General features: G+C 69.8%; 17 protein-coding genes and 1 pseudogene. 9 read left to right on the top strand and 9 right to left on the bottom strand.

The features are described from left to right. Positions 1–31 precede the first annotated feature (31 nt). Positions 32–1648: a PQQ-binding-like beta-propeller repeat protein gene (locus ACH4TV_RS31155; protein WP_398403941.1), complete on the top strand. Its 1617-nt coding sequence runs from the start codon at positions 32–34 to the stop codon at positions 1646–1648. Positions 1649–1896: 248 nt separating this feature from the next. Here the strand turns inward: ACH4TV_RS31155 and ACH4TV_RS31150 are convergent, their stop codons facing one another. After that, positions 1897–2334, bottom strand: coding sequence for a hypothetical protein (locus tag ACH4TV_RS31150; protein ID WP_398404069.1), 438 nt, complete (start codon positions 2332–2334; stop codon positions 1897–1899). Here ACH4TV_RS31150 and ACH4TV_RS31145 point away from each other — a divergent pair. The 7 genes and pseudogenes from ACH4TV_RS31145 to ACH4TV_RS31115 all read left to right on the top strand — a co-directional run bounded on the left by ACH4TV_RS31145 (position 2317) and on the right by ACH4TV_RS31115 (position 8343). Further along, complete coding sequence (locus ACH4TV_RS31145; protein ID WP_398404065.1) at positions 2317–2466, top strand: hypothetical protein; 150 nt, start codon at positions 2317–2319, stop codon at positions 2464–2466. The genes ACH4TV_RS31150 and ACH4TV_RS31145 overlap by 18 nt on opposite strands. Before the next feature lie 71 nt (positions 2467–2537). Next, positions 2538–3305 (top strand): annotated as a pseudogene (locus ACH4TV_RS31140) (ABC transporter permease); the annotation flags it as partial. A 93-nt stretch (positions 3306–3398) separates the two neighbouring features. Next, positions 3399–4322 carry an LLM class F420-dependent oxidoreductase gene (locus ACH4TV_RS31135; RefSeq protein ID WP_398403939.1) on the top strand — a complete coding sequence of 308 codons (924 nt, stop codon included), beginning with the start codon at positions 3399–3401 and terminating at the stop codon, positions 4320–4322. Between the two features lie 276 nt (positions 4323–4598). Continuing rightward, on the top strand, positions 4599–5207 hold the full coding sequence (locus ACH4TV_RS31130; protein WP_398403937.1) for a hypothetical protein: 609 nt from the start codon (positions 4599–4601) through the stop codon (positions 5205–5207). A 192-nt stretch (positions 5208–5399) separates the two neighbouring features. Further along, complete coding sequence (locus ACH4TV_RS31125) at positions 5400–6092, top strand: class F sortase (RefSeq protein WP_398403935.1); 693 nt, start codon at positions 5400–5402, stop codon at positions 6090–6092. A gap of 77 nt (positions 6093–6169) precedes the next feature. Further along, the gene (locus ACH4TV_RS31120; RefSeq protein WP_398403933.1) at positions 6170–7243 is read left to right on the top strand and encodes a nitrous oxide reductase family maturation protein NosD; all 1074 of its coding nucleotides are present in this window, start codon (positions 6170–6172) and stop codon (positions 7241–7243) included. Between the two features lie 53 nt (positions 7244–7296). After that, a complete protein-coding gene (locus tag ACH4TV_RS31115; protein ID WP_398403931.1) occupies positions 7297–8343 on the top strand; it encodes a methyltransferase in 1047 nt (348 codons plus the stop codon). 86 nt (positions 8344–8429) lie between these two features. Here the strand turns inward: ACH4TV_RS31115 and ACH4TV_RS31110 are convergent, their stop codons facing one another. From ACH4TV_RS31110 to ACH4TV_RS31080, 7 genes are all read right to left on the bottom strand, one after another. Then, the gene (locus tag ACH4TV_RS31110; RefSeq protein WP_398403929.1) at positions 8430–8762 is read right to left on the bottom strand and encodes a TcmI family type II polyketide cyclase; all 333 of its coding nucleotides are present in this window, start codon (positions 8760–8762) and stop codon (positions 8430–8432) included. Positions 8763–8801: 39 nt separating this feature from the next. Then, a complete protein-coding gene (locus ACH4TV_RS31105; protein ID WP_398403927.1) occupies positions 8802–9281 on the bottom strand; it encodes an SRPBCC family protein in 480 nt (159 codons plus the stop codon). A 1-nt stretch (position 9282) separates the two neighbouring features. Continuing rightward, positions 9283–9543, bottom strand: coding sequence for a phosphopantetheine-binding protein (locus ACH4TV_RS31100; RefSeq protein ID WP_398403925.1), 261 nt, complete (start codon positions 9541–9543; stop codon positions 9283–9285). A gap of 25 nt (positions 9544–9568) precedes the next feature. Further along, on the bottom strand, positions 9569–10831 hold the full coding sequence (locus ACH4TV_RS31095; RefSeq protein ID WP_398403923.1) for a ketosynthase chain-length factor: 1263 nt from the start codon (positions 10829–10831) through the stop codon (positions 9569–9571). After that, complete coding sequence (locus ACH4TV_RS31090) at positions 10828–12096, bottom strand: beta-ketoacyl-[acyl-carrier-protein] synthase family protein (protein WP_398403921.1); 1269 nt, start codon at positions 12094–12096, stop codon at positions 10828–10830. The genes ACH4TV_RS31095 and ACH4TV_RS31090 overlap by 4 nt, the downstream gene beginning before the upstream one ends. Continuing rightward, positions 12093–12575, bottom strand: coding sequence for a cupin domain-containing protein (locus tag ACH4TV_RS31085; RefSeq protein WP_398403919.1), 483 nt, complete (start codon positions 12573–12575; stop codon positions 12093–12095). Before ACH4TV_RS31085 ends, ACH4TV_RS31090 begins: the two co-directional genes overlap by 4 nt. 76 nt (positions 12576–12651) lie before the next feature. Further along, positions 12652–13776, bottom strand: a complete 1125-nt coding sequence (locus ACH4TV_RS31080; protein WP_398403917.1) for a SchA/CurD-like domain-containing protein — start codon at positions 13774–13776, stop codon at positions 12652–12654. A gap of 247 nt (positions 13777–14023) precedes the next feature. On the opposite strand from ACH4TV_RS31080, the gene ACH4TV_RS31075 reads away from it, so the two are divergent. Continuing rightward, entirely contained in the window at positions 14024–15700 is a 1677-nt protein-coding gene (locus tag ACH4TV_RS31075) for an FAD-dependent oxidoreductase (protein WP_398403915.1), read from the top strand. Between the two features lie 62 nt (positions 15701–15762). Here the strand turns inward: ACH4TV_RS31075 and ACH4TV_RS31070 are convergent, their stop codons facing one another. Beyond that, positions 15763–16242, bottom strand: coding sequence for a hypothetical protein (locus ACH4TV_RS31070; protein ID WP_398403913.1), 480 nt, complete (start codon positions 16240–16242; stop codon positions 15763–15765). Positions 16243–16617: the final 375 nt, after the last annotated feature.

The following is a 16617-nucleotide window of genomic DNA, read 5'->3' as shown; positions in this document are numbered from 1 at the left end:
CCCGCACAAGAGGGAATGAGGGAATCACTCCATGAGATCCGGTATGAACAGGCGGCCCGCGCAGGGCCGGAAGCTGTGGGGGCGCCTTGTCGTCGCGGCGGTCGGCTGCGCTGCCCTCACCCTGGCAACCGGCGCCCCCGCCGCGAACAGCGACGAGCCCACCCAGACCAGAAGCGTCCCCGTGCAGCCCGAGTGGGCCAGCGCAGGACAGAACAACCACAACACGCACCACGCCGCCACCGAGCGCACCATCAATCCGCGGAACGTGGGCCGACTGGCGCCGAAGTGGACCTTCACCACCGCGGGAGACGTCTCCGCCACCCCCACCGTCGTCAACGGCACCGTGTACGTGCCTGACTGGGGAGGCAAGCTCTGGGCCCTCGACGCCGACAGCGGCGAGGAGGTCTGGTCGAACACCATCACCAGTTACGACGGCATCGCCGGCGACATATCCCGGACCAGCCCCGCGTACTGGAAGGGCGACCTGTTCATCGGCACCGGTACGCTGATGACGCCCGAGATGAAGAGCGCCTACGTCATCTCCATCGATGCGAAGACCGGCGAGAAGCGCTGGAAGACCAAGGTCGACGCCGACCCGACGACCGTCATCACCTCCTCCCCCACCGTGGACAACGGCATCATCTACGTGGGCACGTCCTCCAAGGCGTCGACCTTGCAGGAGAAGCCGAAGTTCCGCGGCGCGGTGCTGGCGATCGACGCGCGGACCGGAAAGATCCTGTGGAAGACCCACACCATCCCGGAGGGCTACACCGGTGCCTCCGTGTGGGGCAGCCAGCCCGTGGTCGACCACAAGACCGGCCTGCTCTTCGTGGGCACGGGCAACAACTACACCTCTCCCCCCGGTGTCTGTCTCAACCCCAAGCAGACCGACTGCACCCCGCCGGCCGATGACGACCACTTCGACAGCGTCCTCGCCCTGGACCTGAAGACCGGCAAGATCAAGTGGGCCCACCACACCCTGACCGCCGACACCTGGATGATGTACCAGCCCAACCAGGCACCGGACTTCGACTTCGGCGCGGCTCCGAACCTGTACACCACCGTGATCGACGGCACGCCGACCGACCTGCTCGGCGTGGGGCAGAAGAGCGGCGTCTACTACGCCCTCGAACCGGCCACCGGCAAGGTCGTGTGGGAGACGCAGGCCGGCCCCGGCGGTCCGCTGGGCGGCATCCTGTGGGGTACCGCCACCGACGGAAAGCACATCTTCGCCGGCATCGGCAACGGTGATCACCTGCCCTACACCATCACCGCCGCCGACGGCACCAAGACCACGATCAACAGTGGGTTCTTCGTGTCGCTCGACGCCGCCACCGGCGAGATCGAGTGGCAGACCGCGGACCCGCAGGGCAAAGACGGCCAGTGGCTGGACGACTCCTTCGTGTCCAGTGCCAACGGCGTCATGTACGCGGGCTCGTCGGCGCCCAGCGGTACCAACATGTACGCCCTGGACGCCGAAACCGGCAAGATCCTGTGGGACTTCGCCAGCGGCGGCTCCGTCTTCGGCGGGGCGGCCGTGGTCGACGGCAGTGTGTACTGGGGCTCCGGCTACTACATATCCAATGTGGGCGAGGGCCTGAGCGGCCACAACAACAAGCTCTACCGATTCACCCTCGACGGCCGCTGACACACGCCCGTGCCACGTGAAGGGCCCGGGCCATCCGGCCCGGGCCCTTCACGGCTTCCTCAGGGATAGGCCTCGGCGAGCAGTCGCCACAGCGGAGCGAGCCGGCGGTGGTCACAGCGACGCCGCAGCCAGAGCCGCACCGACGTGACCCGCGAGCGGGTCCCCGGATAGGTGACACCCACGAAGAAACAGCAGGATGGACACCACAAGAAGGAACGCGACACCCGCCACGAGCTGCTGCGGCACGGTCATACCACTCCACCGGATGACGACGAAGACCGCGCGAACAGCGCAGACCAGCGCAGACCAGCGCAGACCAGCGCCATCATGCCGAGGCCGATGACGGCCATCCACAAGCCCATGGCGTGCGGGCGCAGCGACATGCGGGCACAGCGGCGAGTCCACCGGCCGGCGACACCGAGCGCGTACATGAGGTACAGGCCGGCGCCGCCGTAGAAGAAGGCGATCTGCGGGATCGCCATGTCCGCCATGCTGAAGGAACCGGCGAACACGTCGTGCGGGACCGGCAGCGTGGCGATCGCGATCGCCACTGCCACGACTGCCACGACTGCCACGACTGCCACGACTGCCACGACTGCCACGACGAGGGCTTCGCGCCTGGCGCGGAGGTTGCCTGTTTCGTCAGTGGCAACGCGGGGGTCGTCACGATCGATCTCGACGAACACCTCACCACGGCCGCCGCCGCCCGCCTTGCCGATCTCGGCTATCGGCCCACCGTAGTCAGGGGGGATGGCGAGGCGGGCTGGCCGGGCCGGGCGCCGTACGACTGGAGTACACCAAGAGATCACTGCCCGTGACGGAGCAACTGGCGGACGAGATCTTCTCACTGCCGATGTATCCGGCGCCTCCCGTCGGTGTGCAGGACAAGGTGATCGCGGCCCTGTATGAGGGTGCTGCGCGCGCTCTGAGGTGTTTCGGAAAGGTGGGGGATGTACGCGTCGGCAGTGTGCCACCGGTGGAGTTCCCGGCCGGGGGACGGACCGAGCTGACGGTCGGCGCCCTCACCTACCAGGACAGCGCCGACGGATTCGGGACACAGGGCGGGATCTACTTCGGGATCGCCGTCGCCGAGAAGTACGTGCCCGGCGGCCAGGATTCCGCGCTGTACGTCAACGCCACCGGCGGCACGAGCGCGGACCAGCTGCGCCCCGCGCTGGAGCGGACGCTCGACCCGTATCCGCAGGTGAAGGTGCGTGACCAAGCCGACTACAAGGAACTGATCCGCAACCAGATCTCGGTGCTGCTCTACCTCGTGTACGCGCTGCTGGGCCTCGCGATCGTCATCGCGGTGCTCGGCGTGGTCAACACCCTCGCTCTGTCGGTCGTGGAGCGCACCCGCGAGATCGGGCTGCTGCGGGCCATCGGACTCTCCCGGCGGCAGCTGCACCGGATGATCCGGCTGGAGTCGGTGGTGATCGCCGTGTTCGGCGCGGTGCTCGGGCTCGGGCTGGCGCTGGTGTGGAGTGTGTGCATCCAGCGGGTGCTGGCGCTGCAGGGCATGGAGGCGCTGGCGATTCCCTGGGGCACGATCGTCGCGGTGGCCGTGGGCTCGGCGGTGGTCGGCATCGTGGCGGCGCTGCTGCCCGCGTTGCGCGCCTCCCGGATGAACGTGCTGGCGGCGATCGCCCACGAGTGAGGGGACCCCGTCCTGGGATCGCGGCGACGGGCACGTGTTGTCGTCCGCTGCCTGGGCAGGTGGCCTCAAGTCCCCTTCTGGTGAGGAGAGTTCATGCCGCGTCCATTCCGTTTCGGTGTCAACCTGCTGGTGCCCGCGCCCGCCGAGGAGTGGCGTGCCAAGTGCCGCCGGGCCGAGGAACTCGGCTACGACGTGATCCTGGTCCCCGACCATCTCGGCATGGTCGCCCCGTTCCCCGCCCTGGTCGCGGCGGCCGACGCGACCGAACGGCCCCGCCTGGGCACATTCGTGCTCAACGCGGGTTTCTGGAACCCCACCCTGCTGGCCCGTGAGGTCGCCACCACGGACGCCCTGACCGGCGGGCGCCTCGAACTCGGGCTCGGCACCGGCTACGTACGCGCGGAGCACGACACGGCGGGCCTGCCGTACGGTTCGCCGCGCGAACGTGTCGACCATCTGCTGCGTACGGTCGAGGAGTTGGACCACCTGCTCGGCTCGGACGACCTCCCCCACTCTCGGCTTCGCTCGAGCGAAGGGACCCATATGCCGCAGCCCGCGCAGAAGCGGGTTCCCCTCCTCATCGGCGCCAACGGCGACCGGATGCTGCGGCTCACCGCCGAGCACGCCGACATCGCGGCCTTCACCGGAGGGCGCCTGGTGCCGGGCAGTACGACGGGGAAGGTGGAGCCGCTCACGTCGGAGGAACTGGACGAGCGAGTGGCGGCCTACCACCGGCTGGCCGTCGGCCGCCCCGAGCCCGCCGAGCTGAACCTGCTGGTGCAACTGGTCGCCGTCACGGACGATCCCGGGGCCGCGCTCCAGCCCCTTCTGTCCCGCCAGCCGCAGCTGACCGAGGATCAGGCCCTGGAGCTGCCGATCGTCCTGGTCGGCACCCTGGAGCAGATCACCGGGCAGCTGCGGGCGGCACGGGAGCGGTACGGGTTCACCTACATCACCGTCCTGGAGCCCTGCATGGAGTCGTTCGGGCAGGTGATCGAGGCGCTCCGGGCGGAGTGAGCCGCGCAGTCGTGTCGCCGCCGATCGGGTTGTGCGTACGGCGCGGCGCAGGCCGGGAAGTGACTGCCGATCAGCCGATCAAATGCCTGGTCAGGGCCCTGTTGCTCGCCCTCGGGCGCGGTCGGACGCCGGATGGGGTACCGCCGTGCGGGTCAGCCGGGTGGGCGGCTCGAGTGGTGCGTCGGGCTGGTCTGGCTGACGGTGGATCACGTCGGGGCCGGGAACCCTCAGCTGACATCACGTCAGCGCCCCAGCCGCGGCGGAAGGACTTCGACCATGCGCTCTGCCCGCCTGCTCCTCGCTACCGCGACGGCCACGGCCGCTCTCGCGATCGCCGCCCCTGGCGCCTTCGCAGCCGACGGTGGCGACTGGGACAACGGTGACTCTTCCTACAGCAAGGAGCACGACAAGGACAGCAAGCACGACAAGCCGAACGGTGGAATGCACACGGGTGGCGGTGCCCTCACCTCGGTGAACGCGGACGACTGGGCCAAGGACGAGACCAAGGACGAGGCGAAGGACGAGAGCAGCAAGAAGGACTGGGAGGCCGACAAGGAGGAGCAGGGCGGCAAGGGCGGCTGGGGCTCCAAGCACGACAAGCCGAACGGTGGAATGCACACCGGTGGCGGCGCCCTCACCTCGGTGAACGCGGACGACTGGACCAAGGACGAGAGCAGCAAGAAGGACTGGGAGGCCGACAAGGAGGAGCAGGGCGGCAAGGGCGGCTGGGGTTCCAAGCACGAGAAGCCCAGCGGTGGCATGCACACCGGTGGCGGCGCGCTCGCGGCCCCGGGTGTCACGGCCGGCGGGCTGGCGGCCCTGGCGGTCGTCGGCGTGGGCGCGTACACGATGCGCCGCAGGAACGCGGCCGACGGGGTGTCCTGACCGATGCCTGTCATAGCAGCCGGGGCCGCCGCGTGTGCACATCCGCCTGTGCACACTGCGGCGGCCCGGCCGGTTCTCCCCTGTTCTCCCCTGCGCTCCCCTGCGCTCCCCCGGCTTTCTTCTGCTCTCCGCTGCGCTGATTCCTGTGGGCGCTGTTCGCGCTCGGCCGTGTTCCTGTGAGGTGGTTTCCCGATGGCAGCCCGGTTGCCTTCCCCTGTCGACACCGAGTCCGCGCCGTCCAGGCCGGGCTCCCGCCCCGTCGTCCGACTGATCGCCTGGTCCGTGGTGATCCTGGTCCCGGCACTGATCCTTTTCACCGGTCATGACGAGCCGTCCGACGATGCCCGCGCGCCACGCGCCGTGGCGGCGCACGCACCGTCGCAGTCGGCCGCACCACCGTCCCCCTCCGCCGCGACGCCGGCCGGAAAGCACCTTCCGCGGGCCAGGCCCACCCGGCTGATCATCCCCGACATCTCGGTGGACGCCCCCTTCACCGGCCTCGCCATCAACGACTCGGGGCAGCTCGAACCCCCGCCCGCCGACGACGTGAACCTGGTCGGCTGGCAGGCCGACGGCATCTCCCCGGGCGAGGCGGGCACCTCGATCATCGCCGGGCACGTCGACACGGCGACCGCCCCCGCGGTGTTCGCGGAACTGAGCGAGCTGGACAAGGGGGACCGCTTCGCCGTCAAGCGGTCGGACCGGCGCATGGCCGTCTTCGTGGTCGACAGCGTCGAGACATTCGCGAAGGACGACTTCCCCGACCAACGTGTGTACGCCGACACCCCGCAGGCACTGGTACGGCTGATCACCTGCGCCGGTGACTACGACCACGCGGCGAAGGACTACACCGAGAACCTGGTCGTCTTCGCCCACCTCGTCTGAACCACCGGCCCCCGACAGGGGGCCCGCCTGGGTGATCAGCAGTGGCGAGCCGGAACACCCGCTCCTAGCTTCGGTTTATGACCAGACGACAGATCACCCACCTCGTATGTACCGCAGCAGTCGTGGCGTCGGGGCTGGGTGCCGCCGCGCCGGCGGACCACCGCACGGCACACCAGGTACACCGGGTACAGCCCGGCGAATCGATCCAGCGGGCTGTGAACGCCGCCCGGCCGGGGGACACCGTGGCCCTCTCCCCCGGCACCTACCACGAGAGCGTCCGCATCACCGTGTCGGACCTGACCCTGCGGGGCTCCGGCACCCGGCCCACCGTCATCGTGCCCGGCCCGGCCACCGCCGACAGCACCTGTGCCACGGCAGGCAACGGCATCTGTGTGATCGGTACCCGGAGCAGCCCCGTCAAGGGCGTCACCCTGCGCTCGCTGACGCTGCGGGGCTTCGCCAAGAACGGCCTGTGGGCCACGTGGACCGACGGACTGACGGTCCACCGCGTGACCGCCGAGAAGAACGGCCAGTGGGGCATCGCCCAGGAGAGATCCGTACGCGGCGTGTTCAGCCGTAACACCGCCGAGCGCAACGGCGACGCAGGGCTCTTCGTGGCCAACACCGTCGACCGGGAGGACGGGGCCCAGGACTCCAAGGGCACGGTGATCAGCCACAACCGGCTGGTCGGCAACCGGATCGGCGTCACCGTGAGGCGGCTGCGGAACCTGACCGTCGAACGCAACGAGGCGACCGGGAACTGCGCCGCCGTGTTCGTCGTGGGCGACGAGGGCCAGCCGCGCGCCGGGGCGATGACCGTCCGCCGCAACCACATCCACGCCAACAACAAACTGTGTCCGAAGACCCCCCGGCTGCCCTTCCTCCAGGGCTCGGGCATCGTCCTCACCGGCACCGAGAAGACGCTGGTGACGAAGAACAGGGTCGAGGACAACGTGGGCACCTCCCCGCTGTCGGGCGGCATCGTGCTGTTCAAGAGCTTCGTGGGCGCCCCCAACGCGAGCAACGAGATCCGCGACAACGTGGTGCTGCGCAACAGCACGGCCGATCTCGCCAACCGGGACACCGGCGGCCAGGGCAACACCTTCCGCGACAACAAATGCGGGGTCTCCGAACCCGCCGGACTGTGCTGACCGACCGCTCCCGAGCCCCCCGCACGCCACGACGAACAGAGGCGAGGCCACACATGACGACCGTTGATCCGGCTCCCCCCACTCCCCCCGCTCCCCCGGCGCCCATGCGGCTGAGGGAGCTCGTTTTCGGGGCGGCCGTCGCCGCCGCCGTACGCGCCGCCGCCCGCCTGGGCGTCGCGGACGCCCTGGCCGACACACCCACGACCGTCGACGACCTGGCGGCGGCCGTGAAGACCCAGCCAGGGACCCTGCGGCGGCTGCTGCGCGCGCTGTCCTGCCAGGGCGTCTTCGCGGAGCGCCCCGACGGCACCTTCGTCCACACGGAGATGTCCCGGCTGCTGCGCGAGGACGATCCGCACAGCCTGCGGTACATCGCCCTGTGGTGCACCGAGCCGTGGACGTGGAACGTCTGGCCGAAGCTCGACGAGGCGGTGCGCTCCGGCCGCAACGTCTTCGAGGACATGTACGACAGGGAGTTCTTCTCGTATCTCAACGAGGAGGCCCCCGAGTCCGCGTACGTGTTCAACCGGGCCATGACGACGTCCAGCGAGCAGTCGGCGCGGGACGTCGCGAACCTGCTGGACCTGACCGGGGTGTCCTCGGTCGCGGACATCGGCGGCGGCCAGGGCCGGGTCGTGGCCGGTCTGCTGGAGAAGCATCCCGCGATGCACGGCACGCTGCTCGACCTGCCGGGCGTGGTGGAGAACGCCGACCCACGGCTGCGCGACGGAGGTTCACTGGCCGAGCGGGTGAGCATCGTGGCCGGGGACTGCCGGCAGGACATCCCCGTACAGGCGGATGTGTACATCATCAAGAACATCCTGGAGTGGGACGACGACAGCACCCGCAGGGCGCTGGCGAACGTGCGGAAGGCGGCGCGGCCCGGTGCGCGGGTCGTCGTGATCGAGAACCTCGTGGACGACACCCCGTCGATGGGGTTCACGACGGCCATGGACCTGCTGCTGCTCCTCAACGTCGGTGGTGCGAAGCACACCCGGCAGAGCATGGTCGACCGGCTGACCGACGCGGGTCTGGTGATCGGCGAGATCCGCCCGGTCAACGCGTACCTGCACGCCTTCGAGTGCACCGTCCCCGGCTGACTCCTCCCGGCGGACGAAACCCCGAGGCCGGTACCGCAGTCGCGGTACCGGCCTCGGGGTTTTCTCCGGATTTCTCGGGGTCCTTCTCAGGAGACGCCGTCCCGCTCCCAGCTGTAGAAGCGGTGCGCCATGGCGTCCTTGGGGCTGCGCCAGGTCTGCGGGTCGTACGCGGTGACGTACGCCGACAGTTTGTCGCTGACGCTCAGGAACTCGGGGTGTCCGGCCACCTTCGCGATGGCGGGCGCCGGGTCCTGCTCGGCCTCGATGAAGTGCAGGTACACGTCGCCGTACTGGAAGAGGCTGCGACGGGTGACACCGACGAGGTGCGGGAGTTCACCGCGGTCGGAGGCGGCGAACAGGTCGGCGATCGCCGGCGCCGATCCGGGCGCCATGCGGGCGACGATCAGGGCGTGGTGCATGGGTGTCCTTCCTGAGTCCAGGCCCTAGGGCCCGACAGCTCAGCGGGGCAGGGCGGACGCGTTCTCGCGCTCGCGGGCGGCCTGTTCGATCCGGTCGCGGATGAGTGCCATCTGCGTACGGGAGTTGCGGTTGATGTTGTCCGTCATCCAGTCGTCGTCGACCGGGGCGTCGGGCTTCATCGCAAAGTCCTGCGTCCAGCGCATCTGGGTGCCGCCGGGCAGCTCCGTGTACTGCCACAGGATGTTCATGTGGGCGAAGGGACCCGTCTCGACCCTGCGGGCCCGGACGGTCCGTGCGGCGCGGTCCACGGTCCGTTCCGACACCCAGCTCCAGACCTTGCCGTTGTCGTCCGGGTGCATGGTCAGGCGGAAGGTCGTCGTGTCGCCCTCGCGGGAGAGCACTTCGAGGGAGGCGTACTCGGTGAAGAGCCGCGGCCAGTTCTCGATGTCGTTGGTCATGTCCCAGACGAGGTCGAGAGGGGCGTCGACGGTGATGCTGTTCTCGGTGTGTCCTGTCACTTCAGGCTCCAGCCTTGAGGGTGCTGTTGACGAGGTCGAGGAACTCGCGGGGCGTCCTGCAACGCTCCGAGTCGGGGGGAAGGGACTTGCCGTACTGGTTCTCCAGCTCGCCGACGATGCCGAGCAGACCGAGCGAGTCGAGGCCGAGGACCCCGAAGGGGGTGTCCGACGCCTGTTCCAGCTCCCGGGGGTCGAAGGTGACTCCGGCTCCCTTCTTGATCAGGACGGCCAGTTCGTCGTAGGTCACTTCGGTGGTGATCATGCGGGTGTTCTCCTTCCCGCCCGGTCTACCGGGCGCGGTCGTCTCCGCGGCGCACTACCAGCGCCGCGTTGGAACCCATGAGTCCCCGGCTGAGAACCAGGGCGGTGCGCAGCTCGGCGGGGCGAGCGTTGGACATCACCAGGTCGAGGTCGTGGCAGATGTCGAACACGTTGGGCGTGGGCGGGATCCGGCCGTGCTCCATGGCGAGCACCACGGCCGCGATGTCCAGCACGGGCGCCCCGCAGTAGGCGCGCCCGATGCCGGTCTTGGGCGCCGTGACGGGGACCTTGGCGCCGTACTCCCCGAGGGCGTCGGCGATGGCCCCGGCCTCGGCGCGGTCCGCCTCCGGTACGCCCAGGGCGTCGGCGAAGACGACGTCGATCTCCTCCGGTGCGCAGCCGGCCTCGTCGAGGGCGCCCCGGATCGCGTGGGCGAGTCCCTCTCTCGACCGGTCCCAGCGGGAGGCGCCGGTGAAGGTGGCGGCGTGGCCGGCGACGGTGGCCCGGACGGCCGCTCCCCGGTCGCGGGCGCGGTTCTCGTCCTCGACGAGGAGCATGGCGCCGCCCTCCGCGGGCACGAATCCGCAGGCTCCCGTGGTGAAGGGGCGGTAGGCGCGGGCCGGGTCCTCGACGGTGCTGAGTTCGGGGTATCCGAGCTGGCAGACCATCGAGTACGGGGCGAGGGGTGCCTCGGCGGCTCCGACGACGATCGCGCCGGTTCCGCGCCGTACGGCCCGTGCGGCGTGCGCGACGGCGTCCAGGCCGCCGGCCTCGTCGCTCGCGACCACTCCGCACGGCCCCTTGAGGCCGCTGCGGATGGAGATCTGGCCGGTGCTGGCGGCATAGAACCAGGCGATGGACTGGTACGGGCCGACGTACCGGGAGCCCTGGCTCCACAGTTTCTGGAGTTCCCGCTGCCCGAACTCGCCGCCGCCGGACCCGGCGGCGGTGACCACACCGATGGAGAACGGTTCCGCGGGTTCACCGCGGCCTATTCCGGCGTCGTCGAGGGCGAGGGCGGCAGCGGCCATGGCGAAGTGGCTGAACCGGTCGGTCTGGACGAGGAAACGCTCCTCGATGAGGCCGGCGGCGTCGAAGCCGCGGACCTCGCCCGCGACCCGGAGCGGCTGGTTCTCGCAGCCCTCCCGGGTGATCTTGTCCAGCACGACGAGACCTTCGCTGACGGCCTTCCAGTAGGAGTCGGCCCGCAGGCCGTTGGGCGCGATCACACCGATCCCGGTGATGGCCGCGCGCGGAGTGCGCAGGGTGCGCGTGTGCTTACTGCTCATCGGGTCCTCCCGCCCGGCCCGGTCAGGAGCACGGCGGACTGGAATCCGCCGAACCCGCTGCCGACGGAGAGCACGTTCCTCAGCTTCCGTTGGCGTGCGGTGCGCGGCACGTAGTCCAGGTCGCACTCGGGGTCGGGGGTCTCGTAGTTCGCTGTCGGCGGTACGACCTGGTGCTTGAGGGCGAGGACGCAGGCGACGACCTCGATCGCGCCGATCGCGCCGAGCGAGTGGCCCACCATGGACTTGATGGAGCTCATGGGGGTGTCGTAGGCGTGGGCGCCCAGGGACCGTTTCACCGCGGCGGTCTCGTGGCGGTCGTTCTGTTTGGTGCCCGAGCCGTGCGCGTTGACGTAGTCGATCATCGTGGGGTCGAGACGGGCCTGGTCGAGCGTGGTGTCGATCGCCCGGGCCATCTCCAGTCCCTCGCTGGTCAGACCGGTCATGTGGTAGGCGTTGCCGTAGGTGGCGTAGCCACCGATCTCGCAGTACACGTGCGCGCCACGGGCCCGGGCATGCTCGTACTCCTCCAGGACGAGCACGGCCGCGCCCTCGCCCATCACGAAGCCGTTGCGGTGGGCGTCGAAGGGACGGGAGGCGTGTTCGGGGTCGTCGTTGTTGTCGGAGGTCGCCTTGATGGCGTCGAAGCAGGCCATGGTGATCGGCGATATCGGCGAGTCCGCCGCCCCGGCGATGCAGACGTCGGCCCGGCCCTCCTCGATGGTGTGGAAGGCGTAGCCGACCGCGTCGATCCCGGAGGTGCAGCCCGTGGAGACGGTCTGCACCGGGCCCTGGGCGCCGAACTGCTCGGCGACGACCGAGGCGAGGGTGCTCGGCGAGAACGCCCGGTGCAGCTGCGGGTCGGCCGCGCGGTGGTCGACATCCCACCGCCGGCCGCCCGCGCTGACCTTGACGTAGTCCTGTTCCAGACGGGTGGTGCCGCCGACGGCGCTGCCCAGGGAGACCGCGACGCGCCAGGGGTCCTGCCGGTCGCTGTCGAGTCCGGAGTCCCGTACGGCTTCGTCGGCGGCGACCATGGCGAACTGGATGTAGCGGTCCGCGTGTTGGCTCAGCGCCGGGTCCAGGCCGTGCGCCGACGGGTCGAAGTCGCACTCGGCGGCGATGCGCGAGCGCAGGCCCGCCGGATCGAACAGCGTGATGCCGCGGGTCGCGGTACGGCCGCCGGCGAGAAGGTCCCAGAACGCCGTCGCCCCGGTACCGCCGGGAGCGACCACACCGATACCGGTGACAGCCACCCGCCGGGTCACCGTATGGCCTCGCTTCGCTCGGACGGCTGTCCGTGGTCCGGAGCGAGCCGGTCCGGCCCGCCGACGGCGAACTCCGTGCCGGGTACGGCGGTTTCGGTCACCTCCGTGTCGACGTGGCCGAGGCTGGGGCGCGGGGCGAGCGGTCCCAGGTGGAAGACCATGCGGGCCTCCACGTCACCGACGTTGCGGAAGCGGTGCCGCACGTCGATCGGGATCAGGAGGCCCTGGTCGGGCCTGAGGGCGTGCGTCTCGCCGTCCAGATCCACTTCGAGAGCGCCGGCGACGACGTACACGAACTCCTCGGAGTACGGGTGGTAGTGCTCGCCGATGCGCTCGCCGGGCTGGACGATGGCCAGCCCCATGAAGCCGCTGGTGGAACCCACCGTGGCGGGAGTGAGCATGGCCCGCAGGTCGCCTCCGCGTCTGCGGTTGGGTTCTGTCTCGCTCAGATCCACGATGCATGGATGCTGTCTGTTCATGGGTGACACCTCCGGGTGTGGCAGGGACGACGTCCGGGCGGGGAGGGAGCGGCGCGGGAGGCGCCGCGGTGGTCCGTCAGGAACGCGCCGAGCTGCGGTCGGTGACGGGCATCATGTCGGCGTGCGACAGGAGGCGGTTGATGTTGCGGTCCGTCTCCAGGGAGCCCTCGACACCGATCGCGGCGCCGTCGAGGAATCGCTCCAACTCCGCTGCCTTCCCGGACCCCTTGAGGCCGAGGGAGGACATGGGGTCGGCGTCGAGTTCACTGGTGAGGTCGACGAGTCGGACAACGATGTCATCGCGCTGGAAGACGGTGCTGCCGTACACCGGGCTGCCCGGGTCGTCCGCCGCGGCCTCGTCCTGGTGGGCGAGCAGCCGGGCCAGGTCCATCCCTCGGCCCTCCTTCGCCGGGTAGTACAGCGCGTGCCGCCGCAGCCCGGCGGGCGCCTTCTCGCCGGAGACCACGTGGTGGACGGCCGGGAGCGCCGCCCGGGTGAAGAAGACCCGCGCCGAGTCGGGGTCGCTGAGGTCCCGGTCCTGTTCCAGGTACGGGTTGATGGCCTCCTCGACCGCCCGCACCTCGGGCTGGCGGGCGACGTGGCGCAGTGCCACGAGGAGGTCGCCCTCGACCTCGACAGCCCGTACGACCCTGTTGCCGTGCATGAAGAGGGAGGTGCGGCGCAGCCGGGTGGTGTCGTCGACCTGGGCCTCGGGCGAGGTGTAGCCGGCCAGGATCTCGGCGACCTTCGACTCGGAGCCCGGCTTGACGGTGAACGTGAGGGCGTGGCGGGCGACGCCGTCGCCCACGCGGGCGGCCACCTGCATGCCCGCTTTCGCCGCCTTGGGGGTGAGCGGGGCGTTGGGGGTCGTCTCCCGGAGGATGCTGTAGCGCATCGACCGGGTGTCCCGGACGCAGCTGTGCATCGGCCGGACGGTCTCGACGTGTTCCTCGCTGTTCACCCAGGCGAGGAAGGGCGGGGCGCTCTCCCACTCGCTGGTGATGAGCCACTGCGAGGGGTTCTCGATCGACTGGCAGAGCTGGTCACTGAGGTGACCGGGCACGGACGCGACCTGGTTGCGCATGTGTTCGTACGCGTCCAGGAACTGCTGCTGGGCTCCTTCGTACAGGTCGAGCAGCAGGATCACCCGCAGCCTGGAACCGTCGAACGCCGACTGCGATATGCGTCCCGAGTTGGTCATCCGGCGCACCTCTCCTCTTCGTCGTGGAAGTCCTTCGTCATGGAAGGCGGGGGCGACCGCCGTGTCCGGAAGGCCGGCGCCGCCATGAGCCGATCGTTGACGGGAGTCCCGCTGCGCGCGAGCCCCGCGGGGTCGGGCGGGTGAACGGTGCGCCATCTGGGTGCCCCGGGCGGGCGCAACGGTCCGCGGGCGGGCAAGGTGCATCTGATCCCTGACCCACCTCGCAGGAGACATCTGGAGGCAAGAAATGAACCGAGCGGCAGAGGCCGGCGAGATCGGTCACCACACCCCCGTCCTGATCGTCGGCGGCTCCCTGGTGGGCCTGTCCACCTCCCTGTTCCTCGGACGCCTCGGGGTGCCGCACACTCTCGTGGAGCGCCATTCCGGCACCTCGATCCATCCACGCGGGCGGGGGAACAACGTGCGCACCATGGAGTTGTTCCGGGTGGCCGGGGTCGAGCGGCGCATCGAGGAGGCCGCGTCGGTGCTGGCGGACAACCACGGCATCCTCCAGACGCCGACGCTGGTGGGCGACGTGGGCGAGTGGCTGTTCAAGGAGATCGACCCCGGCGGCGGGCTCGCCCGGTTCAGCCCCAGCGGATGGTGCCTGTGCAGCCAGAACGACCTGGAGCCGGTCCTGCTGGAGAGCGCGCGGGCGCTGGGCGGAGATCTGCGGTTCTCGACGGAGCTGATGTCGTTCGAGCAAGGCCCCGAGGGGGTGATCGCCCAGGTCAAGAGCCGGGAGACCGGCGGGCACACCACAATCCGCGCCGACTACCTCGTCGCGGCGGACGGCCCGCGCAGCCCCGTGCGCGAGCAGCTCGGCATCGGGCAGAACGGCCCCGGCGACCTGTTCCACAACGTGAGCATCACCTTCACCTCCCGCGGCCTCGCGGACGTGGTCGGCGACCGGCGCTTCATCGTCTGCTACCTGACCAGCCCGGACGCCGACGGCGCCCTCCTGCCGGTCGACAACCGGGAGCACTGGGTGTTCCACGCCCCCTGGCATCCCGAACACGGGGAGACGCTGGAGGAGTTCACCGACGAGCGGTGCCGGGAACACATCCGGCGGGCCATCGGCGTACCGGATCTCGATGTGGAGATCACCGGCCGGGCCGCCTGGCACGCCGCCGAGCGCGTCGCCGAACGGTACGCGCACGGCAGGGTGTTCCTGGCCGGCGACTCGGCCCACGAGATGTCCCCCACCGGGGCGTTCGGCTCCAACACCGGTATCCAGGACGCCCACAACCTCGCCTGGAAGCTGGCCGCCGTGCTGGGCGGCTGGGCGGGTCCTGGTCTGCTGACGTCGTACGACCTGGAGCGCCGCCCGGTCGCGGAGGCGACGAGCGCCCGCGCCTCCTCGCGGTCGGTCGAGCACAGCCACCCCGGGTACACGCCCGGTCCCGGAGCCGGTGGCCCTGGAGGCCCTGGAGGCCCCGGGGGCAGGAAGGGCGGGATCCTCAACGTGGCGCTGGCCTACCGCTATCCGCGGGGCGCGGTCCTGGGCGCCGATCCCGCGGTGCCGGTCGTGCCGGACGGTGTGCGGCTGACGGGTGAGCCCGGGAGCCGGGCGCCCCACATGTGGCTGAACCGCGCCGGCACCCGGATCTCCACGCTCGACCTGTACGAGAGCTCGCTGGTGCTCCTCAGCTCCGCGGGCACCTCCGGCGGCTGGCACGACGCGGCGACGGACGTGGCGCGGCAGCTGTCCGTGCCGCTCGACTCGTACCGGATCGGCAGCGGGTCCGACGCCGAGCTGTCCTCCGCGAGCGATCTGGAGTGGGCGGAGGTTCACGGCGTCGGCGCGGACGGCGCGGTGCTGGTCCGCCCCGACGGCTTTGTCGCCTGGCGCAGCGAAGGGCCGGCGGCGGATCCCGGGGCGGAATTGCGGAAGGCCCTTGCGGCGCTTCTGGACCGGGGCTGACCGCTCGCCTCGAAACGCCGGTGCCTCCCGACGGGAAATCCCGTGGGGAGGCACCGGCGTTTTCAGCTCATCGGGAAATCACGGTCCAGGACCGATCGCACTTCCCTGATCTCACGCTTCCATCGATCGCTCTTCATGATCTCGAGATCCCAGACGACCACGGGTTCGTCCCCGGTCACGCAGTAACCGTAGTTCTGGTCAGCGATGTCATCCGTGAAGAGATGGTCGAAATGAAAGGCCCCCTCGAACGTCAGCCACGCGATTCCCTCCGCGTGCGCGGACGCGTTCCGCAGGCACTCCCGCAGATAGCCCGGGAAATGGGGGTCATCCAGGCGCCCCTCCTCGAAGGTGAGGTCGTACTCCCAGACGGTCGCTTCCCTCTCCTTGGGCTCGCAGACCATCTCATAGAACCTGACCTGGTCCGGTCGCATGCCGGAGAGCTCGAACTCACCCGCCTCCAGGCGGGAGTCGGGTCGCCCGATCGTGAAGAGAATGACGACCGCCGGGCCGCTCCACGCGATCGCGTCCTTCAGTGAACTCACAGCAGGCCCCACTCCGCCGGCCCTTCCTTTGCCACCATGATCACCATCATGCCCTCGACTCTTTTGCTCGTCTTCTCATTAATGGCCAATTTCAACCGACCGGTTGGCCTGATTTAATCCCTGGACGGTGCAACCTCCAGGGGTGTAAAGGGCCCGCCAATTCGCCCCCTTTCCACAGGGAGGCACACCCCCTGCGGCAAGTGTGACCGACCTCATATCTAATTCCCCGGAGCTCGTCCCATTTGTGAGAGTTCACGAAGTGGACAGGTTCGGGCACGCGGGGTTACATGAGCCGTTCAAGCAGCTTTCCGGCAAGTGGGCAGGGCCTATTCATTGCCGGGAGTGGGGGGCTGCGCAGTGATTTCGGTCGCCTTC

The organism is Streptomyces sp. NPDC020898 (assembly GCF_044333925.1).
Classification (GTDB): Bacteria; Actinomycetota; Actinomycetes; order Streptomycetales; family Streptomycetaceae; genus Streptomyces.
This window is presented reverse-complemented; position numbering and strand designations above follow the sequence as displayed.